We start from the raw sequence: 22,777 nt of genomic DNA, 5'->3' as shown, positions 1-22,777 counted from the left end.
CAGACCGTGCAGTCAGATAAGGGATTAGTATGTTGCAGACTCGTGTTATCCCGCCCGCCGAAGGCGCCTACCAGTACCCGTTGTTGATCAAACGCCTGTTGATGTCCGGTACCCGCTACGAGAAGACCCGGGAAATCGTTTACCGCGACAAACTGCGTTACACCTACCCAACCCTGATCGAACGTGTGGCCCGCCTGGCCAACGTGCTGACGGCTGCCGGCGTCAAGGCCGGTGACACCGTCGCGGTGATGGACTGGGACAGTCACCGCTACCTGGAATGCATGTTCGCCATCCCGATGATCGGCGCGGTGATCCACACCATCAACGTGCGCCTGTCGCCGGAACAGATTCTCTACACCATGAACCACGCTGAGGACCGCTTCGTGCTGGTCAACAGCGAGTTCGTGGGGCTGTATCAAGCCATCGCCGGGCACCTGACCACCGTCGACAAAACCCTGCTGCTGACCGACGGTGAGGAAAAAACCGCCGAGCTGCCAAACCTGGTGGGCGAATACGAAAGCCTGCTGGCGGCGGCCAGTCCCAAGTACGATTTCCAGGATTTTGACGAACATTCGGTGGCCACCACCTTCTACACCACCGGCACCACCGGCAACCCCAAGGGTGTGTACTTCACCCATCGTCAACTGGTGCTGCACACCATGGGCGTGGCGACCATCATGGGCAGTGTCGACAGCGTGCGCCTGCTGGGCACCAACGACGTCTACATGCCCATCACGCCGATGTTCCACGTGCATGCCTGGGGCTTGCCGTATGTGGCCACGATGCTTGGTCTGAAACAGGTCTACCCCGGCCGCTACGATCCTGAATACCTGGTGGAGTTGTGGCGCAAGGAGAAGGTCACGTTCTCCCATTGCGTGCCGACCATCCTGCAAATGGTGCTCAACGCCAAGGCTGGCCAGGGTGTCGATTTCGGTGGCTGGAAAATCGTCATTGGCGGCAGCGCGCTCAATCGTTCGTTGTACGAGGCGTCCAAGGCGCGGGGTATTCAACTGACCGCCGCCTACGGCATGTCCGAGACCGGCCCGTTGGTGTCCTGTGCTCACCTCAACGAAGAGTTGATGGCCGGCAGCGAAGACGAGCGCACTACCTACCGCATCAAGGCCGGCGTGCCCGGGCCGTTGGTGGAAGCGGCAATCATCGATGCTGACGGTAATTTCCTGCCCGCCGACGGTGAGTCCCAGGGCGAGCTGGTGCTGCGTGCTCCATGGCTCAGCGAAGGTTATTTCAACGAACCGCAAAAGGGTGCCGAGCTGTGGGCCGGTGGCTGGATGCACACGGGTGATGTGGCGACGCTCGATGCCTTTGGCGTAATCGATATTCGTGACCGCATCAAGGATGTGATCAAGACGGGCGGCGAGTGGATCTCTTCCCTGGCCCTTGAAGACCTGGTCAGCCGTCACCCGGCGGTACGCGAAGTAGCGGTGGTGGGGATTGCCGACCCGCAGTGGGGCGAGCGCCCGTTTGCCTTGCTGGTGGTGCGTGATGGCCATGTGATAGGGGCCAAGGAACTCAAGGAGCACCTCAAGCCTTTTGTCGAACTGGGCCATCTAAGCAAGTGGGCGATTCCGAGCCAGATTGCCGTTGTTACTGAAATTCCCAAGACCAGTGTCGGAAAACTCGACAAAAAACGTATCCGTGTCGACATCATTGAATGGCAGGCCAACAACAGCACCTTCCTTTCTACCCTCTGAGGTATTTCGCCGTGCCTTCGCGGGCACGGCGACGCTCTAACACAAGCCTTCAACTTGTTTATTCGAAATTTTCAGCCATCCTTGCCGCGCCGGCGCTCGCTGGTATGGCGAAACGACTGTGGCAGACGGGTTGGTGATGCAAATCACACTTTAGAGGGATCAAGCGGTACCCCCCGCTGGCTATAGTCCATCCCAGAGTTTTCACGGATGCGGTGCGGCGGACCTGCGCAGGTTCGGTTGTCGCCCGGCATTGGAATCGTTGTATTCCCGCCGTTACAAGCGTCCAGGAAGAAGCTCACTGCCATAACAATAATGCACATGGAGTAGCGTCGATGACCTCAGTAAACCAGTTCTGGCGCCGGGCGAAACTGCCCCTGGCCGTCGGTCTTGCTTCTACGCTCGCCGGGCCGGCATTCGGCGTCAGTTTTAACATTGGTGAAATCGAAGGCAGCTTCGATTCGTCCCTGTCGCTGGGAGCCAGTTGGTCAACTCAGAATCCCAACAAGGACCTGATCGGTGCCAACAACGGCGGCAAAGGGTTGTCGCAGACTTCCGACGACGGCCATTTGAACTTCAAGGCCGGGCAGACCTTTTCAAAGATCTTCAAAGGCATTCACGATCTTGAACTGAAGTATGGCGATACCGGTGTGTTTGTGCGTGGCAAGTACTGGTATGACTTCAAGTTGCAAGACGAAGACCTGGAATTCAAGAACGTCAGCAACAGCAACCGCAAAGAGGGCGCCAAGTCCTCCGGCGGGCAGATTCTCGATGCCTTCGTTTACCACAACTATTCCATTGCCGATCAGCCGGGTAACGTGCGGTTCGGTAAGCAAGTCGTGAGCTGGGGTGAAAGTACCTTCATCGGCGGCGGCATCAACTCCATCAACCCGATCGATGTGTCCGCGTTCCGTCGTCCGGGGGCTGAAATCAAGGAAGGCTTGATTCCGGTCAACATGTTCTATGTGTCGCAGACCCTGACCGATAACTTGTCGGCAGAAGCGTTCTACCAGTTGGAGTGGGACCAGACCGTAGTGGATAACTGCGGTACGTTCTTCTCCCAGCCTGACGTTATTGCCGATGGCTGCAGCAACAACCTGCGGGTCTTGAACAAGCGCTCCACCATTCCGGGTGCTGCAATGCCGACCCTCAATGCCCTGGGTGTGAATGTGAACGACGAAGGGGTTCTGGTGCGTCGTGGCCCGGACCGTGATGCGCGGGACAGCGGCCAGTTCGGTGTGGCCATGCACTACAACTTCGAACCGTTGGATACCGAGTTCGGCGCGTACTTCATGAACTACCACAGCCGTGCACCGATCTTCAGTGCCCAAGGCGCACCTAGCTCGGCTTACACCCGGCCTCTGGGGCCTTTGGCTGCACTGCGACCGTTGATTGTGGCAGGCAGCTCCAATTACTTCGTCGAGTACCCGGAAGATATCCGCCTGTACGGTTTGAGCTTCTCCACCACGCTGCCTACCGGCACCGCCTGGAGTGGTGAGTTGAGCTATCGGCCAAACGCGCCGGTACAACTGAGTACCACCGACATCCTCTACGCGGGCGTCACGCCAATTCCGGGTTATGGCAACGCTTCGGTATTGAAAGGCTCTCCGGGCCAGGATCTGCATGGTTACAACCGCAAGGAAATCACTCAGTTCCAGACGACGTTTACACACTTCTTCGATCAGGTCATGGGCGCCAGCCGCCTGACCACGGTCGGTGAAATTGGTATTACTCACGTCGGCGGACTGGAAAGCAAAAACGAGGCGCGTTATGGCCGCGACCCGGTCTTTGGCCCTGGCACTCTGCCGGGTGGATTCTGTGCCGCCCTCAATAACTCGACGGCCAACGGCGCCGGCCTGCCCAATGCCGCAGGCCTGAACACCAACTGCAACAACGACGGTTACACCACCGCGACCTCCTGGGGCTATCGCGCCAGGGCGATCTGGGAATACCCGGATGTGTTTGCCGGCGTCAACCTCAAGCCCAACGTGGCTTGGTCCCATGACGTGAAAGGTTACTCGCCAGGCCCTGGCGGTAACTTCGAAGAAGGCCGCAAGGCAGTCAGCCTGGGTGTGGATGCCGAATACCAGAACACCTACACCGCCAGCCTGAACTACACCAACTTCTTTGGTGGCAAATTCAGCACAGTGGATGACCGCGATTTCGTAGCCCTTAGTGTCGGCGTGAACTTCTAAGCACATGCATTTCAGGAAGACCAGAATATGAAAATAACTAAAAGTCTGTTGCACGTAGGTGTGCTTGGGCTGTCGATCATGGCCTCCAACGTCATGGCGGCCGTATCGGCGGATGAAGCGTCAAAGCTGGGCACGACCCTGACCCCGATGGGCGCGGAAATGGCCGGTAACGCGGCCGGCACCATCCCTAAATGGTCACCGCTGTCAACCAACGCTGGCGCCGTGGACGCGCGGGGCTTCCTGGCTAATCCATACGCCAGTGAGCAGCCGCAGTTCACCATCACTGCGCAGAACGTCGAGCAGTACAAAGACAAGCTGGCCCCGGGGCAGTACGCGATGTTCAAGCGCTACCCGGAAACCTTCAAGATGCCGGTCTATCCGACCCATCGCGGCGCCACCGTGCCGGCTGATGTGTTCGCTGCCATCAAGAAAAACGCCACCAACACCAATCTGGTGTCCGGCGGCAACGGCCTGGAAAACTTCGAAACTGCCGTGCCGTTCCCGATTCCGAAAAGCGGCGTCGAAGTCATCTGGAACCACATCACCCGCTATCGTGGTGGCAGCGTGACCCGTCTGGTGACCCAGGCCACGCCGCAAACCAACGGCTCGTTCAGCCTGGTGTACTTCCGCGACCAGTTTGTGTTCCGCGACAAGATGAAAGACTACGACCCGAAAAACCCGGGCAACATCCTGTTCTACTTCAAGCAGCAAGTGACCGCGCCGGCACGTCTGGCCGGTGGTGTGCTGCTGGTGCACGAAACCCTGGACCAGGTGAAGGAACCGCGTTCTGCGTGGGTCTACAACGCCGGCCAGCGCCGTGTGCGTCGGGCGCCGCAAGTGTCCTATGACGGCCCGGGTACCGCCGCCGATGGCCTGCGCACCTCCGACAACCTCGATATGTACAACGGCGCACCGGATCGCTACGACTGGAAACTGGAAGGCAAGAAGGAAATCTACATCGCCGAAAACAGCTACAAGCTCGACGATCCGAAGCTCAAGTACGTCGACATCATCAAGGCCGGCCACATCAACCAGGACCTGGCTCGCTACGAGCTGCGTCGGGTCTGGCATGTGGTCGCCACCTTGAAGGAAGGCCAGCGTCACATCTACGCCAAGCGTGACTTCTTCATCGACGAAGATACTTGGCAGGCAGCAGTGATCGACCACTACGACGGTCGTGGCCAACTGTGGCGCGTGGCGGAAGCTCATGCCGAGAACTACTACGACAAGCAAGTGCCGTGGTATGCCCTGGAAACCCTCTACGACCTGCAGTCCGGCCGTTACCTGGCACTGGGCATGAAGAACGAAGAGAAACAGGCCTATGACTTCGGCTTCACCGCCACCACCAGCGACTTCACCCCGGCCGCCCTGCGTCAGGATGGTGTTCGCTAACCTGCTGTAACAGAGGCCGCATCCTCGGGTGTGGGAGCCGGGCTTGCTCGCGATAGCATCACTTCGGTGTATCTGACACACCGAGGTGCCTGTATCGCGGGCAAGCCCGGCTCCCACATTTTATTTGTGGTTTCTGCAATATCGACTCCAGCCGGGTAATGGAAACTCCCGGTTATGTTTTGTTGTAGTCTTTTTCAGACAATTGTTGCAAAGATCTACAAAGCTGCCGCTTTTACCGCTAGTCTGCGGACATCTGCAATGCCGACAACAGCCTTCTACAAGAGCCCGGCGATGACTGATCTGTCCCGAATCCAAGGGCCTGCCAGTGCGGTGATCCCCACCCTGGAAGGTCGCTTCTATCGACCCCCGCTGCCTGACGGCTACGTGCTGCGACCACGCCTGTGCGAACGCCTGAGCGAAGGGTTGGGTGGGCGTTTGTTGTTGGTCAGCGCGCCGGCGGGCTTCGGCAAGAGTTCGTTAGCGGTGGAGTTCTGCCAAAGCCTGCCGGCCCACTGGCAAAGTCTGTGGTTGGGCTTGAGCCCCAGGGACAACGATCCGGGGCGTTTTCTCGAGCGTCTGCTCGATGGCCTGCAACAATATTTCCCTCAAATCGGCGCCCAGTCGTTGGGTCTGCTGAAAATGCGTCAGCGGCATCAGCCGTTCGCGTTTGAAGAGTGGCTCGACGGGCTGCTTGATGAGTTGACGGTGCACCTTTCCACCCGCGCGCCCTTGCTGCTGGTGCTGGATGACTATCATCTGGTCCAGGGCCCGGTACTCGACCGTTGCCTGCAGTTTTTCCTCAACCATCTGCCTGACGGGCTGTTGGTGATGGTGACCAGCCGCCAGCGTCCCGATTGGCACCTGGCGCGGTTGCGACTGTCCCGGCACTTGCTGGAGTTGCAGGAGCAGGACCTGCGGCTGACCAACGATGAATCTCTGGCCTTGCTCGATCGCCACAGCAGTTCATTGCGCGGCGAGGCCCTGGATAACCTGATTCGCCGCAGCGAAGGTTGGGTTGCCGGCCTGCGTTTCTGGTTGTTGGCCGCTTCTGAAGCCGGCAACGACGGCGCCTTGCCCCAAGGTTTGCACGGCGGGGAGGGACTGATCCGCGACTACTTGCTGGAGGAGGTGATCGACTGCTTGCCTGCGCAAGTGCATTCATTTCTTTACGACACCGCGCCTCAGGAACGCTTTTGCAGCGAACTGTGCGACGCCGTGCGCGAAGCTCACGACAGCGCAGAGATCCTGCGTTATCTGCAAGCTCACCAGGTCTTTCTGGTGCCGCTGGACGAGCAGGGTCACTGGTTCCGTTATCACCATCTGTTTTCCGACTTGCTGCGTACCCGGCGTGCGGCTAACGCCGTATTGCCGATTGCCAGCCTGCATCTGCGGGCTTGCCGCTGGTTCAATGCCCAGGGCCTGATCGATGAGGCGGTGGAGCAGGCGTTGCGCGCCGGCCATCTGGATGTGGCGGCGAACCTGGTGCAAAACCTTTCGGAAGAGCAACTGCTGGCCGAGCAAAACGTCGGCATGCTCCTGCGCTGGAAGATGGACTTGCCCGACAGTCTGTTGATCAGCACGCCGCGCTTGATCGTGCTCTATAGCTGGGCCCTGGGCTTGGCCTGCCAACTGGATGCAGCGGAAGAGTTGTCCAGTCACCTCAGCCGTTTTCTCCCGGCCCCGTCGGCCACCGCCCAGAAGTCGATGCTGGCCCAGTGGCTGGCCCTCAGCGGGATCATTGCCCGTGGACGCGGCAACCGTGAATTGACTCAGCTGTATTGCACCGAGGCGCTGGAGAGCCTGCCGCAGAAACGCTACGGCCAGCGGCTGATGTGCTTGTCCACGCTGTCTAATTTGGCGATTGTCGATGCCGACCTGTGGCGTGCCCGTGGCTTGAACCGCGATTCGCTGGAGTTGGCGCAGCGGGTCGGCAACCCGCTGTTCGAGGCGCTGGCCCATTACGACCGCGCGCGTGTGTTGCAGGCGCGGGGTGAGATCCTGCGCTCCCTGGATGAAGTCCGCCAGGGCTTGCAGCGTTTGCAAGGGTTAGCGCCCCAGCGGTTGTATGCAGTACGCGCCAGGCTCGCGCTATATGAGGGCTATTTGTTGTTGATGCGCTGTCAGCCCGAAACAGGTATTGCCCGCTTGCGTGCGGGTTTGAGCGAGGCCCGCGCTTGTCGGGATATCAGTGTTTTGATTGGGCATTGCGTGATCGCCAACTTCGAAGGCCGTCGTGGGGATTTCCCTCTGGCGTTTGCCGAATTGGCTGAAGCCGAGCGCTTGATGCACATCTGGGACGTGCCGCCGATCTATTACCTGGCGATGATTACCCTGATCAAATGCGAGCTGTGGCTGGCACAGGGGCGTACAGACTTGGCGGACGCCTGGCTGACACGACTGGGGCAAACGTATAACGGTGAGCAGGCGGCTGCCGCGCCGGAGTTTCACCCACACCTGGCGCAACATATCGAACTGCAACAAGCCGCGTTGGATGCCATTCGTCATCAGCCCTCTGCTGCACTGCAGCGGCTCGAAGAACTGGCGCGACAGGCCCACAACAGTGGGCGGCAGATGATCGCGCTGATGGCGTTGACCCAGCAGACGCAATTGTTACTGGACAGTGGTCAGGAGCCTCAGGCGCGCCAAGTGTTTGCCCAGGCACTTGAAGCCGCGGCGGGTGGGGCGTTGCAGCCTTTTGAGCGACTACTGGAACGCTATCCCGACTGGACGCGGGAACAACTGGGCCGCGCCGCTCATGGTCTGCTGAATCAAAGCCTGCTGGCACTCTTGCCAGCCATGGCGTGTGTCGAGACTGCGCCTACCCATGAAGCCTTGAGCGTGCGCGAGCTGGCGGTGCTGCACTTGATCGCTCAGGGCTGTTCGAACCAGGAAATCAGCAACCAGCTGTTTATCTCGTTGCATACGGTCAAGACTCACGCCAGTCATATCAACAGCAAGCTTGGGGTGGAGCGCCGCACCCAGGCGGTAGCTCGGGCGCAGGAGATGGGGTTGCTGGGGTAGGTACGGGGCTTTTTGTGCCAGAATCGGCACCATCACAGCATACCGAGCCCGTTTGATGTCCCAGCCTCCTGCCCTGATTCGCGAAACCTTCCCTGTCGGCCCGTTGCAGTGTAATTGCACCATCATCGGCGACCCCATCAGCAAAAAGGCCATCGTGGTCGATCCGGGCGGCAATCATGAGCTGATCCTGGCACGGCTGGACGCGCTCGGCTTGAAAGTGGTGAGCATCATTCATACCCATGCCCACCTTGATCACTTCCTGGCATCTGGCCAGTTGAAGGAAAAGACCGGCGCCACGTTGCACTTGCACAAGGAGGATCAATTTCTCTGGGACAACCTGGAAATGCAGTGCCAGATGTTCCGTGTGCCATACACCCCGGTGCCGTCTCCAGACCGCTGGTTGGAGGATGAAGAAGAACTCGCCTGCGGTTGTGGGGTGGCCTTGCACACACCAGGCCACACGCCGGGGTCGATGAGTTTCTGGTTTGCCGACGCCAAATTGCTGATTGCCGGGGACACATTGTTCCGGCGCGGCGTGGGACGTACCGATTTGTGGGGCGGGGATCAGGCGACCATTGTGCGTTCGATCAAGCAGCGGCTGTACACGCTGGATGAGGGCGCGACGGTAGTAACCGGTCATGGTCCGGATACGCGGTTGGGAGATGAGATGCGCGAGAACCCTTTTGTCAGGGCTTGAAGGGCAGGAGGGTATTTTTCCTGACACCAAGTGACGACCATCTGACGATATTTATAGCAAAAATGACAATTCCCATTCAGGAGGTGTCTGCTAGGGTTTCACCATGTTCATCTGTTGTAATGCGGTTGAATCAGTTTTGTGTGGGCCTGATCGGACACGGAATTTTTACCGTTTGTCGTGTTCCAACGTCGGCACAGGCCCATTGCCAATGTCCTCTGCATCACAGAATGCAAAAGTAGGAGCTTCCTTCATGTTCACTTCGCGTCGTTTGCTTGTTGTTGCTACGGCTGTTGCTTTGTTGTCCGGCTGTGCCTCGCCCAACCCTTATGACGGTAGCCAAGGGCAGGCAGACGGCGGCTCGCAAGGTATGAGCAAAACTGCCAAATACGGTGGGCTCGGTGCTTTGGCGGGTGCCTTGGCCGGTGCGGCCATTGACCATAACAACCGGGGCAAGGGCGCATTGATTGGCGCTGCCGTCGCTGGTATTGGCGCGGCGGGCTACGGTTACTACGCCGACAAGCAGGAAGCCGAGTTGCGGGCCAAAATGGCCAACACCGGTGTTGAAGTGCAGCGTCAGGGCGATACGATCAAGTTGATCATGCCGGGCAATATCACCTTCGCCACAGACTCGGCTGCCATCGCCAGCAGTTTCTATTCGCCACTGAATAACCTGGCGGGCTCCCTCAAGCAGTTCAACCAGAACACCATCCAGATCGTCGGTTACACCGACAGCACCGGCAGTCGCCAGCACAACATGGACCTGTCCCAGCGTCGTGCGCAGAGCGTTGCCACGTACCTGACATCCCAGGGTGTCAGCCCGACCAACCTGAGTGCTCGCGGCGCCGGTCCGGATAACCCGATTGCCAGCAACGCAGACGTCAATGGCCGCGCTCAAAACCGTCGCGTAGAGGTCAATCTCGGTCCGATCCCTGGCCAGCAATACCAGCAGCCTGGGCAGCAACAAGCGCCTCAGCAGAACAATGAGTTCCAAGGCAACCCGTACCAGCAGTACCAGTAACCCCACGCTAATAAAAAAGGGCGCCATGCAATGCATGGCGCCCTTTTTCGTTGCAGTCGATTTACATCAGTCGATGTACTCGAACACTTTCACAATCTTCTGCACCCCGGACACACCCTGTACCAGGTTGGCCGCGCGTGTGGCTTCTGCCTGGGTCAGCAGGCCCATCATGTAGACGATGCCGTTATCGGTGACGACCTTGATCCGTGAGCTGGGAACCGCGCTGTCGGTCAGCATTTGCGTCTTGATCTTGGTGGTCAGCAAGGCATCGTTGCTGATTGCCAGCAGTGTGATGGGGTCCATCACCTGCAATTCGTTGTGGACCTTCTTGACCCGTTGAACAGATGAGGCTGCTTGTTCAGCCTGGGCCTTCAGGTCGGCGCGTGGGGTTTGTCCCGCGAGCAGCACAACACCATTAAAGCTGACGACCACGATGCGCGAGGCACCATTGCCCAGGTCTGGAGCGGCCTTGGAAACGTTGACGGAAACCTTGGTTTCGATCAGCGAGTCATCGATTTTGCTGCCGAAAGTGCGGGTGCCTTTATCGTCCTGGATAGGCGTGTCGCGGCTCGCTTCGATTACCGAGCTGCAGCCGCTGATGCCGAGGCACAGCGTGAGGGCCAATAGGCTGAGGCGGTTAACGGTCATTCTTCACTCCCGAACAGTTGGCTGTCGATCAGATCGCACAGGCAGTGGATCGCCAGCAGGTGGACTTCCTGAATACGTGCGGTGACATTGGCCGGGACGCGAATCTCCACATCTTCGGGCAGCAGCAGCGAGGCCATGCCGCCGCCATCGCGTCCGGTCAATGCTACGACAATCATTTCCCGATCATGTGCGGCCTGGATCGCTTGAATAATGTTCGCCGAGTTGCCGCTGGTGGAAATCGCCAGCAGTACGTCGCCGGGTTGGCCAAGGGCGCGAATCTGTTTGGAGAAGATTTCGTTGTAGCTGTAGTCGTTGGCGATCGAAGTGATCGTCGACGAATCGGTGGTCAGGGCGATGGCCGGCAGGCTAGGGCGCTCACGCTCGAAGCGGTTGAGCAGCTCGGAGGAGAAGTGCTGGGCATCGCCGGCCGAACCGCCGTTGCCGCACGAGAGCATTTTGCCTTCGTTGAGCAGGGCGTTGACCATGACCTGGCTGGCTTGCTCGATGTGCGGTGCAAGTACGTCCATCGCCTGTTGCTTGGTATCAATGCTGGCCTGGAAAAGCTGGCGAATTCGGGATTGCATGTCCATCTGTGTGACCTTAAGTAGCGCGGCTGTTTGGCACAGGAATGTGCAGCCCGCAAAGCAAAGAGCAAAAGTGTGCGGTGAAGATGTCCAGCGAATCAGCTGTCAAAGGCATCTTTCAGCCAATTCAGATCAACTGTTCCAGACGGTGTGCTTTCCATGGCAACCACATCGAAACGGCAGGGGTAATCGGCCCAGCGGCGTTCGCTTTGCAGGAAAAACTGCGCGGCGAGTATCAGCTTTTGACGCTTGCGCCCGTCGATACTGGCGAGCGCGCCACCCCATTGTGCGTGTTTTCTGTAGCGGACTTCGACAAATACTACTGTATCGCCGTCAAGCATGACCAGATCAAGCTCGCCGCGTTTACATAACCAGTTCTGCGCCAGGAGGCGCAGACCTTGTTGTTGCAAGTGCTGGAGTGCTTGAAGCTCGGCATCCTTACCGCTTTGTGCACTTGACCGCTGGGGCATCAGCGCGGGGTATCAGGCAGGCGCTGGACCTGTCCACTGACAAACTGAGCCCATGGCAACTGGCGGTCGACCCGCTGGTTCGGGCTGATGCCCAGGCTGCCGGAGAGCCCGTCGATACGAGTGTCCGGCAGGGCCTTGAGTTGCCCCAGGCGCGGCGCCAGGCGGTAGGCATCAACGCCCATCGCGTACAGGCGACCCAGGCTGCCATTGGCTTGCGGCCATTGTGCAGCAACCTGATTGCGCAGCGGATCAGTGGTGTTGAGCAGCCATGGCGTTTCGCAGAACAGAATGTTGTTCATGTCCAGGTACTGGTTCTTGTCGCCACTGGCGCTGTACACATGGGACGTCGCATACACCGGTACATCACCGGCGTACTGGAAGTTCAGCGTCGGCTTGATCTGCTGGGCCAGTTGCGGCGGTACAGCGAGGAAGATGAACTCAATGTCCTGGCGACGCGAAGGCTGTGCGGCGACATCCGTTCCCACGGTGCTTTGCAGGCTCTTGGCGCGACCTTCGCTTTGGCGCAGATGGAACAGATCGGCGATCTGTTGGGCCAGGGCTACCGGCTGGTCAACGTATTCAACGCCGACCACGGTGCCGCCATTGGCTTCCCAATCCTGGCGGAAGGCCTTGAATACGCGCTCGCCCCATTCGCCTTTCGGCACCATAGCTGCTGCGCGGTGCAGGCCGTCGGCGCGAGCACGGCGCGACACTTCACGCGCCTCGTCCTCGGCAGCCAGGCCGAACTGGAACAGTTGGGCCGGGCTCTGGTCGGTTTCGCTGTAGTTCAGGGCCAGGGTGGTGATTGGCAATTGCGGGCGAGCGCTGAGCTGCTTGACCAGCGGCTTCTCCAGAGGACCGACCACCAGTTGCACGCCGGCGGCTTGGGCCTTGGCGTAGAAATCGTCGATGGAGGTCAGGCGCGAGCTGTCGTAAAACTCGATCACTGGCGGTTTCTGCCCGGCTTGTTCAGCCTGGTAGTGAGCAGCCATGAAGCCTTCACGCAAGGCTTTGGCGACGTTGGCCAGCGGGCCTTCCTGGGGCAGCAGCAGCGCGATCTTGTTCAGGGGCTGGCTGGCCAGTTCCTTGAGCTTGGTCAGGGGCACAGGCAGTTGCGAGGCGGCAGGGTGACCAGGGTTTTGCGCGCGCCAGGTGTCGATGGCGGCCTGCTGCTGCTCCAGGGTGCCTGCACTCTTGACCGCCAGGGCCAAGGTGATCCAGCCGTCGAGCGTCGGATTGCCGGTGGCTTGCAGCTGTTCGGCAGGCAGCGCAGCAATCAACGCCCAGATGGCTTCATGGTTGCTGTTATAGGCGTCGCCGCTGAGCAGCGGGGCCATGGCGACGCGCTCGCGAGCAGCGGCCAGGGTCTGGCCGTCGGCCTCATAGGCACGGGCATGCACGGTACCAGTACGGATCTGCTGTTCTGGCGGCAGGTCCTTCAGGTTTTGCAGGCTTGGATGATTCAGCGCCGCCAATGCTGCCTTGGGCTGGTTGCGGGTCATCGCCAGTTCGGCCGCCAGGGTGCTGGCGAAAATCTGTGCCGCAGGCTTGAGGGTGTCCAGCGGGACTTGTGCAAGGATCTGCGCCGAGCGTCCAGGATTGTTCTGATGGTAAGCCAGGTCCGCAGCACTCAAGCGCAGAAGGGCGGCTTTTTCCGGCGTTTTTGCCGAGGTGGCCTGTTCGAGCAGTTGCTCGATACTGGCATCTGGAGTCCGTGGAAGGTCGCCAAGGCTGGACGAGGGCGAGCTGGCACAAGCGGCCAACAGGGCAGCGAGGCAGAGGGCGGAGAGCAGCCGCAGGCAAGCGATCATGTAAGTGTTCCTGATACCGATCAAATTAGCGTGGAATTGTACCCAAGCACTGGCCGGGGCGCGATGTTACTGGCGTAAAACCGTCTATTTAGGTCGTGCAAATGTTGCAAGGCCTGATAGATGACTACAAAAGGTCTCTGCCCCGATGTCCTGTCTTCGAGGCGTCTACACGCTACAATGTGGCTTTTGCCAATCATCGAGGTGTGCGCTTTGACTGCTCCAGGTCCTTTGAATTCCACTGCAGGCTCGCTTTTTGTCGTGGCGACGCCCATTGGCAACCTGGACGATATCAGCGCGAGGGCGCTGAAGGTGTTGCGTGAGGCTAAATTGATCGCGGCTGAAGACACTCGGCACTCCCTGCGTTTGTTGCAGCATTTTGGTATCACCACGCCATTGGCTGCGTGTCACGAGCATAACGAACGTGAGGAGGGTAGCCGCTTTATTACGCGGTTACTCGCTGGCGACGATGTGGCGCTGATCTCCGACGCCGGTACGCCGCTGATTTCCGATCCTGGCTACCATTTGGTCCGTCAGGCGCGTGCCGCTGGTATCAATGTAGTGCCTGTTCCGGGAGCGTGCGCGCTGATTGCGGCGTTATCCGCTGCCGGCTTGCCGTCGGACCGTTTTATCTTCGAAGGCTTTCTGCCGGCGAAGGCAGTAGGGCGTCGGGCGCGTCTTGAACTGTTGAAGGAAGAGCCGCGCACGCTGATTTTCTACGAAGCTCCGCACCGCATCCTTGAGTGTCTGCAGGACATGGAGCTGGTATTTGGTGGCGAGCGCCTGGCGTTGCTGGCGCGAGAGCTGACTAAAACCTTCGAAACCCTCAAGGGGTTGCCGTTGGAAGAGCTGCGGGCGTTCGTCGAAGGCGACAGCAATCAGCAGCGCGGCGAGTGCGTGGTGTTGGTGGCGGGCTGGTCGGCACCGGAGAGTGAGGATGCCGTGGGCAGCGAAGCCATGCGCGTCCTCGATTTGCTGCTTAAGGAAATGCCCCTCAAGCGGGCGGCTGCCTTGGCGGCGGAAATTACCGGTGTGCGTAAGAATGTGCTGTATCAGGCCGCACTGGATAAACAAAAGAGTGAATAGTTCCGCGCTTTAATCTGCGTCACGTCGGAACATGATGGCATTGTTGGCTTTTAAAGCTTGTCCTGAAAGCCACGTGCCGTTAATCTTCGCGGCGGAGAGTCGATTGGACAGTCGCTGCCCTCTATGAAAATTAGAGGGGGGAGGAAAGTCCGGGCTCCATAGGGCGAAGTGCCAGGTAATGCCTGGGGGGCGTGAGCCTACGGAAAGTGCCACAGAAAATAACCGCCTAAGCATTTCGGTGCCGGTAAGGGTGAAAAGGTGCGGTAAGAGCGCACCGCACGACTGGCAACAGTTCGTGGCTAGGTAAACCCCACTTGGAGCAAGACCAAATAGGGTTCCAAGGCGTGGCCCGCGCTGGAACCGGGTAGGTTGCTAAAGATGTCCAGTGATGGCCATCGTAGACGAATGACTGTTCAAGACAGAACCCGGCTTATAGATCGACTCTCCACCTTTTTCCTTCTGCCCGAATCTCGAGCAGAAACCAGGTAGTAGCGCAAGAATCCTTCCCTGCCAAATCATTGGCAGATGTGTCTTCGTAATACCAAAAAAATCTTACTCTTAATAAATTACTTTAACTTCGGCCTCTAGCTCTTTGAGTTGCTTGTGGTTGTTGAGTCAAAAATATCGCAAAACTGTCGTTTCTCCTCTGTTTACCTTCCTAAATCTCCGTTCTGTAAGGCTTTTCCTTTAATCCGCGCCTTGACGGTGTGGTGGGCGCATTCCTATAGTGTGCGCAAGTGGCGGAAAGTGGCATAAAGTGGGTTTTTTGAACGTAAAACGCTAGAATTTGGAGAAACGCACCTGTGTTTCGCGGAGCTAACGCTATCAGTCTCGATGCAAAAGGCCGTCTCGCTATGCCGAGCCGGTATCGTGACGAGCTCATTTCGCGAAGTTCCGGGCAGTTAATCATCACGATTGACGCCGTTGATCCTTGTTTATGTGTTTACCCGCTCGATGAGTGGGAACTGATTGAAACCAAGTTGCGAGCCCTGCCTTCGTTGCGTGAAGAGAACCGGCGCTTGCAGCGCTTGCTGATTGGTAATGCCGTCGACCTCGAACTCGATGGCAGTGGTCGTTTCCTGGTTCCACCGCGTCTGCGCGAATACGCCAAGTTGGACAAGCGCGCGATGCTGGTAGGCCAACTGAACAAGTTCCAATTGTGGGACGAAGATGCCTGGGATGCTGTTTCTGCAGCAGACCTGGCTGCTATTCAACAACCGGGCGCTATGCCTGATGAACTGCGTGATTTGATCCTGTGACTATTGATAGCGGCTTTAACCACATCACCGTACTGCTTGACGAAGCCGTCGAGGCTCTCGCCGTACGCCCTGATGGCTGCTATTTGGATGGCACGTTCGGGCGCGGCGGGCACAGCCGGTTGATCCTCAGTCAGCTCGGTTCCGACGGTAAACTCCTCGGGTTCGACAAAGACCCTCAAGCGATTGCCACCGGGCAAGCGCTAGCGGCCGAAGACGGCCGCTTTGTCGTTGTGCAGCGCAGCTTTGCCGAGCTGGGTGCCGAAGTCGCCGAGCGCGGCATGGCGGGCAAGGTGGCCGGGGTTTTGCTGGACCTGGGCGTGTCTTCGCCACAGCTGGACGACCCAGAGCGCGGCTTCAGTTTCATGAACGACGGTCCGCTGGACATGCGTATGGACCCAAGCCGTGGCATCAGTGCCGCGCAGTTCATCGCCACCGCTCCCCATGAAGAAATCACGCGTGTATTCAAAGAGTACGGCGAAGAGCGCTTCGCCGGCCGCATGGCTCGCGCCGTGGTTGAACGCCGGGAAATCCAGCCGTTCGAGCGCACCGCCGACCTGGCCGAAGTGCTGAAAGTCGCCAACCCAGCGTGGGAGAAGGGCAAGAACCCGGCTACCCGTGCATTCCAGGGCCTGCGCATTCACGTCAACAACGAATTGGGTGACCTGGAGGCCGGCCTTGAAGCGGCCCTGGAGTCCCTGGAAGTGGGCGGTCGCCTGGTGGTGATCAGTTTCCACTCCCTCGAAGACCGCATCGTCAAACTGTTCATGCGTCGTCTGGTCAAGGGTGAGTCCGACAATCTGCCGCGCAACCTGCCGGTACGTTTCGAAGCCTTTGTGCCGAAAATCAAAATCCATGGCAAAGCGCAGTTCGCCTCCGAGGCAGAACTCAAGGCCAACCCGCGTGCCCGTAGTGCTGTCATGCGCGTTGCGGAGAAGTTGCGGTGAGTAAGCTCTTCGCCAAGCCCCTCCCGGGCGGCAGCTTCTTTATGATGCTGTTGTTTATCGGCGTGCTGGTGTCCGCGATTGGGGTGTCCTACAGCGCCCACTGGAACCGCCAGTTACTCAATTCCCTGTATGGGGAATTGAGCGTGCGTGACAAGGCACAGGCAGAGTGGGGCCGGTTGATCCTGGAGCAAAGCACCTGGACGGCCCACAGCCGCATCGAAATCCTGGCCACTGAACAGCTTAAGATGCACATTCCGGGCGCGGCCGAAGTGCGGATGGTGGCGCCATGATGAAACTCGAAGGCGCACTCTACCCGTGGCGTTTCCGTGTGGTGCTGGGCTTGCTGGCACTGATGGTAAGTGCGATTGCCTGGAGGATTATCGATCTGCAGGTGGTCGACCGTGACTTCCTGATCGGCCAGGGCGATGCCCGCAGCCTGCGTCATATCCCGATTCCTGCGCACCGCGGCCTGATCACCGACCGCAACGGCGAGCCCCTGGCCGTCAGTACCCCGGTGACCACCCTGTGGGCCAACGCCAAGGAACTGCAGACCGCCAAGGACAAATGGCCGGAACTCGCCGCCGCCTTGGGCCAGGATCCAAAAGCCCTGAGCGAACGCCTGGAAGCCCAGGCCAACAAAGAATTCATCTACCTGGTTCGTGGCCTGACCCCCGAACAAGGCCAGATTGTGCTCGACCTTAAAGTCCCCGGTGTCTACGGCATCGAGGAGTTTCGGCGTTTCTATCCCGCCGGCGAAACCACTGCTCATATGGTGGGGTTCACCGACATCGACGATCACGGTCGCGAAGGTGTTGAGCTGGCCTACGACGAGTGGCTGGCCGGGGTTCCCGGCAAACGGCAGGTCATCAAGGACCGGCGCGGCAGATTGATCAAGGATGTCCAGGTCACCAAAAACGCCAAGGCCGGTAAGCCCTTGGCGTTGTCGATTGATTTGCGTCTGCAGTACCTGGCCAACCGCGAACTGCGCAACGCGATCATCGAAAACGGCGCCAAGGCCGGCAGCCTGGTGATCATGGACGTGAAGACCGGTGAGATTCTCGCCATGGTCAACCAGCCGACCTACAACCCGAACAACCGTCGCAACCTGCAACCGGCGATGATGCGTAACCGCGCCATGATCGACGTGTTTGAGCCAGGTTCGACCATGAAAGCCGTCTCCATGAGTGCGGCCCTGGAGACCGGTCGCTGGAAGCCCAGCGACAAGGTCGAGGTTTATCCGGGCACCCTGCAGTTGGGCAAATACACCATTCGCGACGTGTCCCGTAGCGAAGGTCCGGTGCTGGACTTGACCGGCATCCTGATCAACTCCAGTAACGTCGGCATGAGTAAGGTCGCCTTCGACATCGGCGGCGAAACCATTTACCGCCTGGCACAGAAAATCGGCCTGGGCCAGCCCACCGGTCTGGATTTCCCAGGTGAGCGTGTTGGCAATCTGCCGAACTACCGCGATTGGAAAAAAGCCGAGACCGCGACGTTATCCTACGGCTACGGCCTGTCGGTGACCGCGATCCAATTGGTCCATGCATTCTCAGTGCTGGCCAACAACGGCAAGATGGTCCCACTGAGTCTGATCCATGTTGACGAGCCGCCGAAGGCCACCCAAGTCATTCCGGAAAAGGTCGCCAAGACCATGCAGGGCATGTTGCAACAAGTGATCGAGGCACCGCGTGGTGTGTTCCGCGCCCAAGTGCCGGCGTATCACGTGGCAGGCAAGTCCGGTACAGCACGTAAAACCGCCGTGGGGACTAAAGGCTACGCAGAAAACTCCTACCGTTCGCTGTTCGCCGGCTTCGGCCCCATGAGCGATCCGCGTTACGCCATCGTCGTGGTCATTGATGAACCGAGCAAGGCTGGCTACTTCGGTGGTCTGGTTTCGGCGCCGGTGTTCAGCAAAGTGATGTCCGGGACCTTGCGCCTGATGAACATCACGCCGGACAACCTGCCGCCGACCCAACAAGCGAACGCCGGACCACCGGCCGCTGCTGTAAAAGCCAATGGAGGGCGCGGCTGATGTCTCTTAGCCTGAACAAGATTTTTGCCCACGCTGGCCGCGATCTGCTGATTCGCGAGTTGACCCTGGACAGCCGTAATGTGCGTGCCGGTGACTTGTTCCTGGCGGTACCGGGTGGCAAGTTCGATGGTCGCGCTCATATCGCTGATGCGCTGCAACGTGGGGCGGCAGCCGTCGCCTATGAAGTTGACGGCGCCACCGTACTGCCGATCACCGATGTACCGTTGATTCCGGTCAAGGGCCTGGCGGCGCAGCTGTCGGACATCGCCGGGCGCTTTTATGCTGACCCTAGCCGCACCCTGAACCTGATTGGCGTTACAGGCACCAACGGCAAGACCAGCGTTACCCAACTGGTCGCGCAAGCCCTTGACTTGCTGGGCCAGCACTGCGGCATCGTCGGTACCCTGGGCACTGGTTTCTACGGCGCGCTGCAAAGCGGCCTGCACACCACGCCCAACCCGATCGCCGTCCAGGCAACCCTGGCCGACCTGAAAAAAGCCGGTGCCAAGGCTGTTGCCATGGAAGTGTCTTCCCACGGTCTTGATCAGGGTCGCGTGACCGCCCTGGCATTCGACGTGGCGGTGATGACCAACCTGTCTCGCGATCACCTGGATTACCACGGCACCATGGAGGCCTACGCGGCCGCCAAGGCCAAACTGTTTGTCTGGAACGACCTGAGCTGCCGGGTGGTTAACCTGGATGACGAATTCGGTCGGCAATTGGCTGCCGAGAAAAGCGAAGCACGGTTGATCAGCTACAGCCTGGAAGATACCAGCGCGTATCTCTATTGCCGTAACGCCCAGTTTGATGATGAAGGCGTGCGCGCCACGCTGGTCACGCCTCAGGGCGAGCACCACTTGCGCAGCACCTTGCTCGGTCGCTTCAACCTGAGCAACGTCCTTGCCGCCATCGGCGCGTTGCTTGGGCTTGATTACGCCCTGGACGAAATCCTCCGGGTGCTCCCGAAGCTGGAAGGCCCTGCCGGGCGCATGCAGCGCCTCGGCGGCGGCACACAGCCGTTGGTGGTGGTGGATTACGCCCACACCCCGGATGCCCTGGAAAAAGTCCTGTTGGCCCTGCGTCCCCACGCCAAAGGCAAGTTGCTGTGCCTGTTTGGCTGTGGCGGTGATCGCGATCGCGGCAAGCGCCCACTGATGGCGCAAATCGTCGAGCGTTTGGCGGACTGTGTTCTCGTCACTGACGATAACCCCCGCAGTGAAGCGCCGAGCCAGATTTTCGACGACATCCGCGAAGGTTTTGTCGACGCCTCGAAAGTCACTTTTGTTGCCGGTCGCGGCGCCGCCATTGCTCAACTGATCGCCAGCGCCAGCGCCGACGACGTGGTGGTACTGGCCGGTAAAGGTCACGAGGACTATCAGGAAATCAATGGCGAGCGCCATGACTTCTCGGATCTGGTCGAGGCGGATCACGCCTTGACCGCATGGGAGGTGGCCCATGCTTAAGGCCCTGAAATTCAGCGAACTGACCGAAGCCTTGTCGGCACGCCTGTTGTCCAGCGATTGCAGTTTCGACGGCGTGAGCATCGATAGTCGCGCCATCAAGCCAGGGCAATTGTTCGTCGCGCTGGCCGGCCCGCGCTTTGACGGTCATGACTACCTTAATGATGTCGCCACCAACGGCGCGGTCGGTGCTTTGGTCCAGCGCGAAGTCGCGGACTCGGTATTGCCGCAATTGCTGGTGGCTGATACCCGTCTGGCCCTCGGCCAGTTGGGTGCCTTGAACCGCGCTGCCTACGACAAGCCTGTTGCCGCAGTGACCGGTTCCAGCGGCAAAACTACGGTCAAGGAACTGCTTGCCGGCATCTTGCGTACGCGCGGACCGGTGCTGGCTACCCGTGGCAACTTGAACAACGACTTTGGCGTCCCGCTGACCCTGTTGGAACTGGCGCCTGAACACACGGCTGCCGTGATCGAACTGGGTGCCTCGCGCATCGGCGAAATCGCTTACACCGTGGCGATGACTCGTCCCCATGTTGCCGTGATCAACAATGCCGGAACTGCCCACGTCGGCGAGTTCGGCGGTCCGGAAAAAATCGTCGAAGCCAAGGGCGAAATCCTCGAAGGCCTCGACGCTTCCGGTACGGCGGTACTGAATCTCGACGACAAGGCCTTTGAGACCTGGCGTGTACGCGCCGCCGGTCGCAAGGTCTTGAGCTTCTCGGTACACAACACTGCAGCCAATTTCTACGCCTCGGCTATCAGCGTCGACGCCCGTGGCTGCCCGGCTTTCACCCTGCACACACCGCAGGGTGACGAACGCGTTCAACTGAATTTGCTGGGTAACCATAACGTCGCCAATGCGTTGGCCGCCGCCGCCGCCGCTCATGTGCTGGGCGTGTCGCTGTTCGGCATCGCCACCGGCCTTGGCGCGGTGCAACCGGTCAAGGGCCGCACCGTGGCGCAGTTGGCAACCAACGGCATGCGCGTCATCGATGACACCTATAACGCCAACCAGTCCTCGATCTGTGCTGCCGTCGACCTGCTGACCGGTTTTGCTGGTCGCAAGGTCCTGGTGCTTGGCGATATCGCTGAATTGGGTGACTGGGCAGAACAAGCTCACCGTGAAGTCGGCAGCTATGCCTCCGGCAAGGTAGATGCTCTTTATGCCGTGGGCTCGAACATGGTCCACGCCGTGAAAGCCTTCGGCCCCGGTGCGCAGCACTTCTCCAGCCAGGCCGAATTGATCCAGGCGCTGAGCGCGACTGAACAAGACAAACACACCACTATTTTGATCAAGGGATCGCGCAGCGCGGTGATGGAAAACGTCGTCGCGGCCTTGTGTGGCTCAAGTACGGAGAAACATTAATGCTGCTGCTGCTGGCTGAGTATCTGCAACAGTTCTACAAAGGCTTCGCGGTCTTTCAGTACCTGACCCTGCGCGGGATTCTGGGTGTGCTGACCGCGCTGTCGTTGTCGCTGTTTCTGGGGCCATGGATGATCCGTACTCTGCAAAGCCTGCAGATTGGCCAGTCTGTGCGTAATGACGGCCCGCAGTCGCATCTGTCCAAGTCTGGTACCCCAACCATGGGCGGTGCGCTGATCCTGTCGTCCATCGGCATCAGTACCTTGCTCTGGGCTGACCTGCACAACCGCTACGTCTGGACCGTGTTGCTGGTGACTCTGTTGTTCGGTGCCATCGGCTGGGTTGACGACTACCGCAAAGTGATCGAGAAGAACTCCAAGGGGCTGCCAAGCCGCTGGAAGTATTTCTGGCAGTCAGTGTTCGGCCTGGGCGCAGCGATCTTCCTTTATATGACCGCGCCAAGTGCGGTGGAAACCACCCTGATCCTGCCAATACTCAAGGATGCCAGTATCCCGTTGGGCATTGGTTTCGTAGTGCTGACTTACTTCGTTATCGTCGGCTCCAGCAACGCGGTCAACCTGACCGATGGCCTCGACGGTCTGGCGATCATGCCAACGGTGATGGTCGGCGGCGCGTTGGGCATCTTCTGCTACCTGTCGGGTAACGTGAAATTCGCTGAGTACCTGCTGATCCCATACGTTCCGGGCGCGGGTGAACTGATCGTGTTCTGCGGCGCACTGATCGGTGCCGGCCTCGGCTTCCTATGGTTCAACACCTATCCAGCACAAGTTTTCATGGGCGACGTCGGCGCACTGGCGCTGGGCGCAGCCCTGGGCACCATCGCGGTGATCGTCCGTCAGGAAATCGTCCTGTTCATCATGGGCGGTGTGTTCGTGATGGAAACCCTGTCGGTGGTGATCCAGGTCGCCTCCTTCAAGTTGACCGGGCGCCGGGTGTTCCGCATGGCGCCGATTCACCACCACTTTGAACTCAAGGGCTGGCCTGAGCCACGCGTGATTGTCCGTTTCTGGATTATCACCGTGATTCTGGTCCTGGTCGGCCTTGCCACCCTGAAACTGAGGTAGAAACGA

General features: G+C 59.3%; 18 protein-coding genes and 1 other RNA gene. 15 read left to right on the top strand and 4 right to left on the bottom strand.

The features are described from left to right. Nucleotides 1–29 precede the first annotated feature (29 nt). The 6 genes from HKK55_RS20300 to HKK55_RS20275 all read left to right on the top strand — a co-directional run bounded on the left by HKK55_RS20300 (nt 30) and on the right by HKK55_RS20275 (nt 10,032). Nucleotides 30–1,712: a fatty acid--CoA ligase gene (locus tag HKK55_RS20300; RefSeq protein ID WP_169356305.1), complete on the top strand. Its 1,683-nt coding sequence runs from the start codon at nt 30–32 to the stop codon at nt 1,710–1,712. Between the two features lie 332 nt (nt 1,713–2,044). Continuing rightward, nucleotides 2,045–3,904 carry a DUF1302 domain-containing protein gene (locus HKK55_RS20295; RefSeq protein ID WP_169356304.1) on the top strand — a complete coding sequence of 620 codons (1,860 nt, stop codon included), beginning with the start codon at nt 2,045–2,047 and terminating at the stop codon, nt 3,902–3,904. A gap of 27 nt (nt 3,905–3,931) precedes the next feature. After that, nucleotides 3,932–5,296, top strand: coding sequence for a DUF1329 domain-containing protein (locus tag HKK55_RS20290; protein ID WP_169356303.1), 1,365 nt, complete (start codon nt 3,932–3,934; stop codon nt 5,294–5,296). 291 nt (nt 5,297–5,587) lie between these two features. Further along, entirely contained in the window at nt 5,588–8,317 is a 2,730-nt protein-coding gene (locus HKK55_RS20285) for a LuxR C-terminal-related transcriptional regulator (protein ID WP_169356302.1), read from the top strand. Nucleotides 8,318–8,372: 55 nt separating this feature from the next. After that, a complete protein-coding gene (locus tag HKK55_RS20280) occupies nt 8,373–9,014 on the top strand; it encodes an MBL fold metallo-hydrolase (protein WP_169356301.1) in 642 nt (213 codons plus the stop codon). Nucleotides 9,015–9,264: 250 nt separating this feature from the next. Further along, nucleotides 9,265–10,032 carry an OmpA family protein gene (locus HKK55_RS20275; protein ID WP_169356300.1) on the top strand — a complete coding sequence of 256 codons (768 nt, stop codon included), beginning with the start codon at nt 9,265–9,267 and terminating at the stop codon, nt 10,030–10,032. A gap of 66 nt (nt 10,033–10,098) precedes the next feature. On the opposite strand, the gene HKK55_RS20270 is transcribed toward HKK55_RS20275, so the two are convergent. From HKK55_RS20270 to HKK55_RS20255, 4 genes are all read right to left on the bottom strand, one after another. After that, complete coding sequence (locus HKK55_RS20270; protein WP_169356299.1) at nt 10,099–10,680, bottom strand: BON domain-containing protein; 582 nt, start codon at nt 10,678–10,680, stop codon at nt 10,099–10,101. Next, nucleotides 10,677–11,270, bottom strand: a complete 594-nt coding sequence (locus HKK55_RS20265; protein WP_007904374.1) for a phosphoheptose isomerase — start codon at nt 11,268–11,270, stop codon at nt 10,677–10,679. Before HKK55_RS20265 ends, HKK55_RS20270 begins: the two co-directional genes overlap by 4 nt. A 92-nt stretch (nt 11,271–11,362) precedes the next feature. Continuing rightward, nucleotides 11,363–11,734, bottom strand: coding sequence for a YraN family protein (locus tag HKK55_RS20260; RefSeq protein ID WP_169356298.1), 372 nt, complete (start codon nt 11,732–11,734; stop codon nt 11,363–11,365). Continuing rightward, entirely contained in the window at nt 11,734–13,545 is a 1,812-nt protein-coding gene (locus tag HKK55_RS20255) for a penicillin-binding protein activator (protein WP_169356297.1), read from the bottom strand. Before HKK55_RS20255 ends, HKK55_RS20260 begins: the two co-directional genes overlap by 1 nt. Nucleotides 13,546–13,722: 177 nt before the next feature. Between HKK55_RS20255 and rsmI the strand changes: the two genes are divergently transcribed. The 9 genes from rsmI (at nt 13,723) to mraY (ending at nt 22,771) form a co-directional block, all read left to right on the top strand. Continuing rightward, nucleotides 13,723–14,628, top strand: coding sequence for a 16S rRNA (cytidine(1402)-2'-O)-methyltransferase (gene rsmI, locus HKK55_RS20250; protein WP_169356296.1), 906 nt, complete (start codon nt 13,723–13,725; stop codon nt 14,626–14,628). A gap of 95 nt (nt 14,629–14,723) precedes the next feature. Beyond that, nucleotides 14,724–15,077, top strand: an RNA gene (rnpB, locus tag HKK55_RS20245) — RNase P RNA component class A. Between the two features lie 354 nt (nt 15,078–15,431). Next, a complete protein-coding gene (gene mraZ, locus HKK55_RS20240; RefSeq protein ID WP_003171868.1) occupies nt 15,432–15,887 on the top strand; it encodes a division/cell wall cluster transcriptional repressor MraZ in 456 nt (151 codons plus the stop codon). Between the two features lie 2 nt (nt 15,888–15,889). Continuing rightward, nucleotides 15,890–16,831 (top strand): 16S rRNA (cytosine(1402)-N(4))-methyltransferase RsmH, encoded by a 942-nt coding sequence (gene rsmH / locus HKK55_RS20235; RefSeq protein WP_178128889.1) that lies wholly within the window; start codon nt 15,890–15,892, stop codon nt 16,829–16,831. After that, complete coding sequence (ftsL, locus tag HKK55_RS20230; RefSeq protein ID WP_169356294.1) at nt 16,828–17,121, top strand: cell division protein FtsL; 294 nt, start codon at nt 16,828–16,830, stop codon at nt 17,119–17,121. The genes rsmH and ftsL overlap by 4 nt, the downstream gene beginning before the upstream one ends. Continuing rightward, on the top strand, nt 17,121–18,863 hold the full coding sequence (locus HKK55_RS20225; protein ID WP_169357911.1) for a penicillin-binding protein 2: 1,743 nt from the start codon (nt 17,121–17,123) through the stop codon (nt 18,861–18,863). The genes ftsL and HKK55_RS20225 overlap by 1 nt, the downstream gene beginning before the upstream one ends. After that, nucleotides 18,863–20,326, top strand: a complete 1,464-nt coding sequence (locus HKK55_RS20220; RefSeq protein WP_169356293.1) for a UDP-N-acetylmuramoyl-L-alanyl-D-glutamate--2,6-diaminopimelate ligase — start codon at nt 18,863–18,865, stop codon at nt 20,324–20,326. The genes HKK55_RS20225 and HKK55_RS20220 overlap by 1 nt, the downstream gene beginning before the upstream one ends. Next, nucleotides 20,319–21,689: a UDP-N-acetylmuramoyl-tripeptide--D-alanyl-D-alanine ligase gene (gene murF, locus HKK55_RS20215; protein ID WP_169356292.1), complete on the top strand. Its 1,371-nt coding sequence runs from the start codon at nt 20,319–20,321 to the stop codon at nt 21,687–21,689. Before HKK55_RS20220 ends, murF begins: the two co-directional genes overlap by 8 nt. Next, nucleotides 21,689–22,771 carry a phospho-N-acetylmuramoyl-pentapeptide-transferase gene (gene mraY / locus HKK55_RS20210; protein ID WP_169356291.1) on the top strand — a complete coding sequence of 361 codons (1,083 nt, stop codon included), beginning with the start codon at nt 21,689–21,691 and terminating at the stop codon, nt 22,769–22,771. The genes murF and mraY overlap by 1 nt, the downstream gene beginning before the upstream one ends. Nucleotides 22,772–22,777: the final 6 nt, after the last annotated feature.

Source organism: Pseudomonas sp. ADAK18 (assembly GCF_012935695.1).
Taxonomy (GTDB): domain Bacteria; phylum Pseudomonadota; class Gammaproteobacteria; order Pseudomonadales; family Pseudomonadaceae; genus Aquipseudomonas.
The sequence above is the reverse complement of the archived record's forward strand: the minus strand, read 5'-3'. Positions and strand labels throughout refer to the sequence as shown.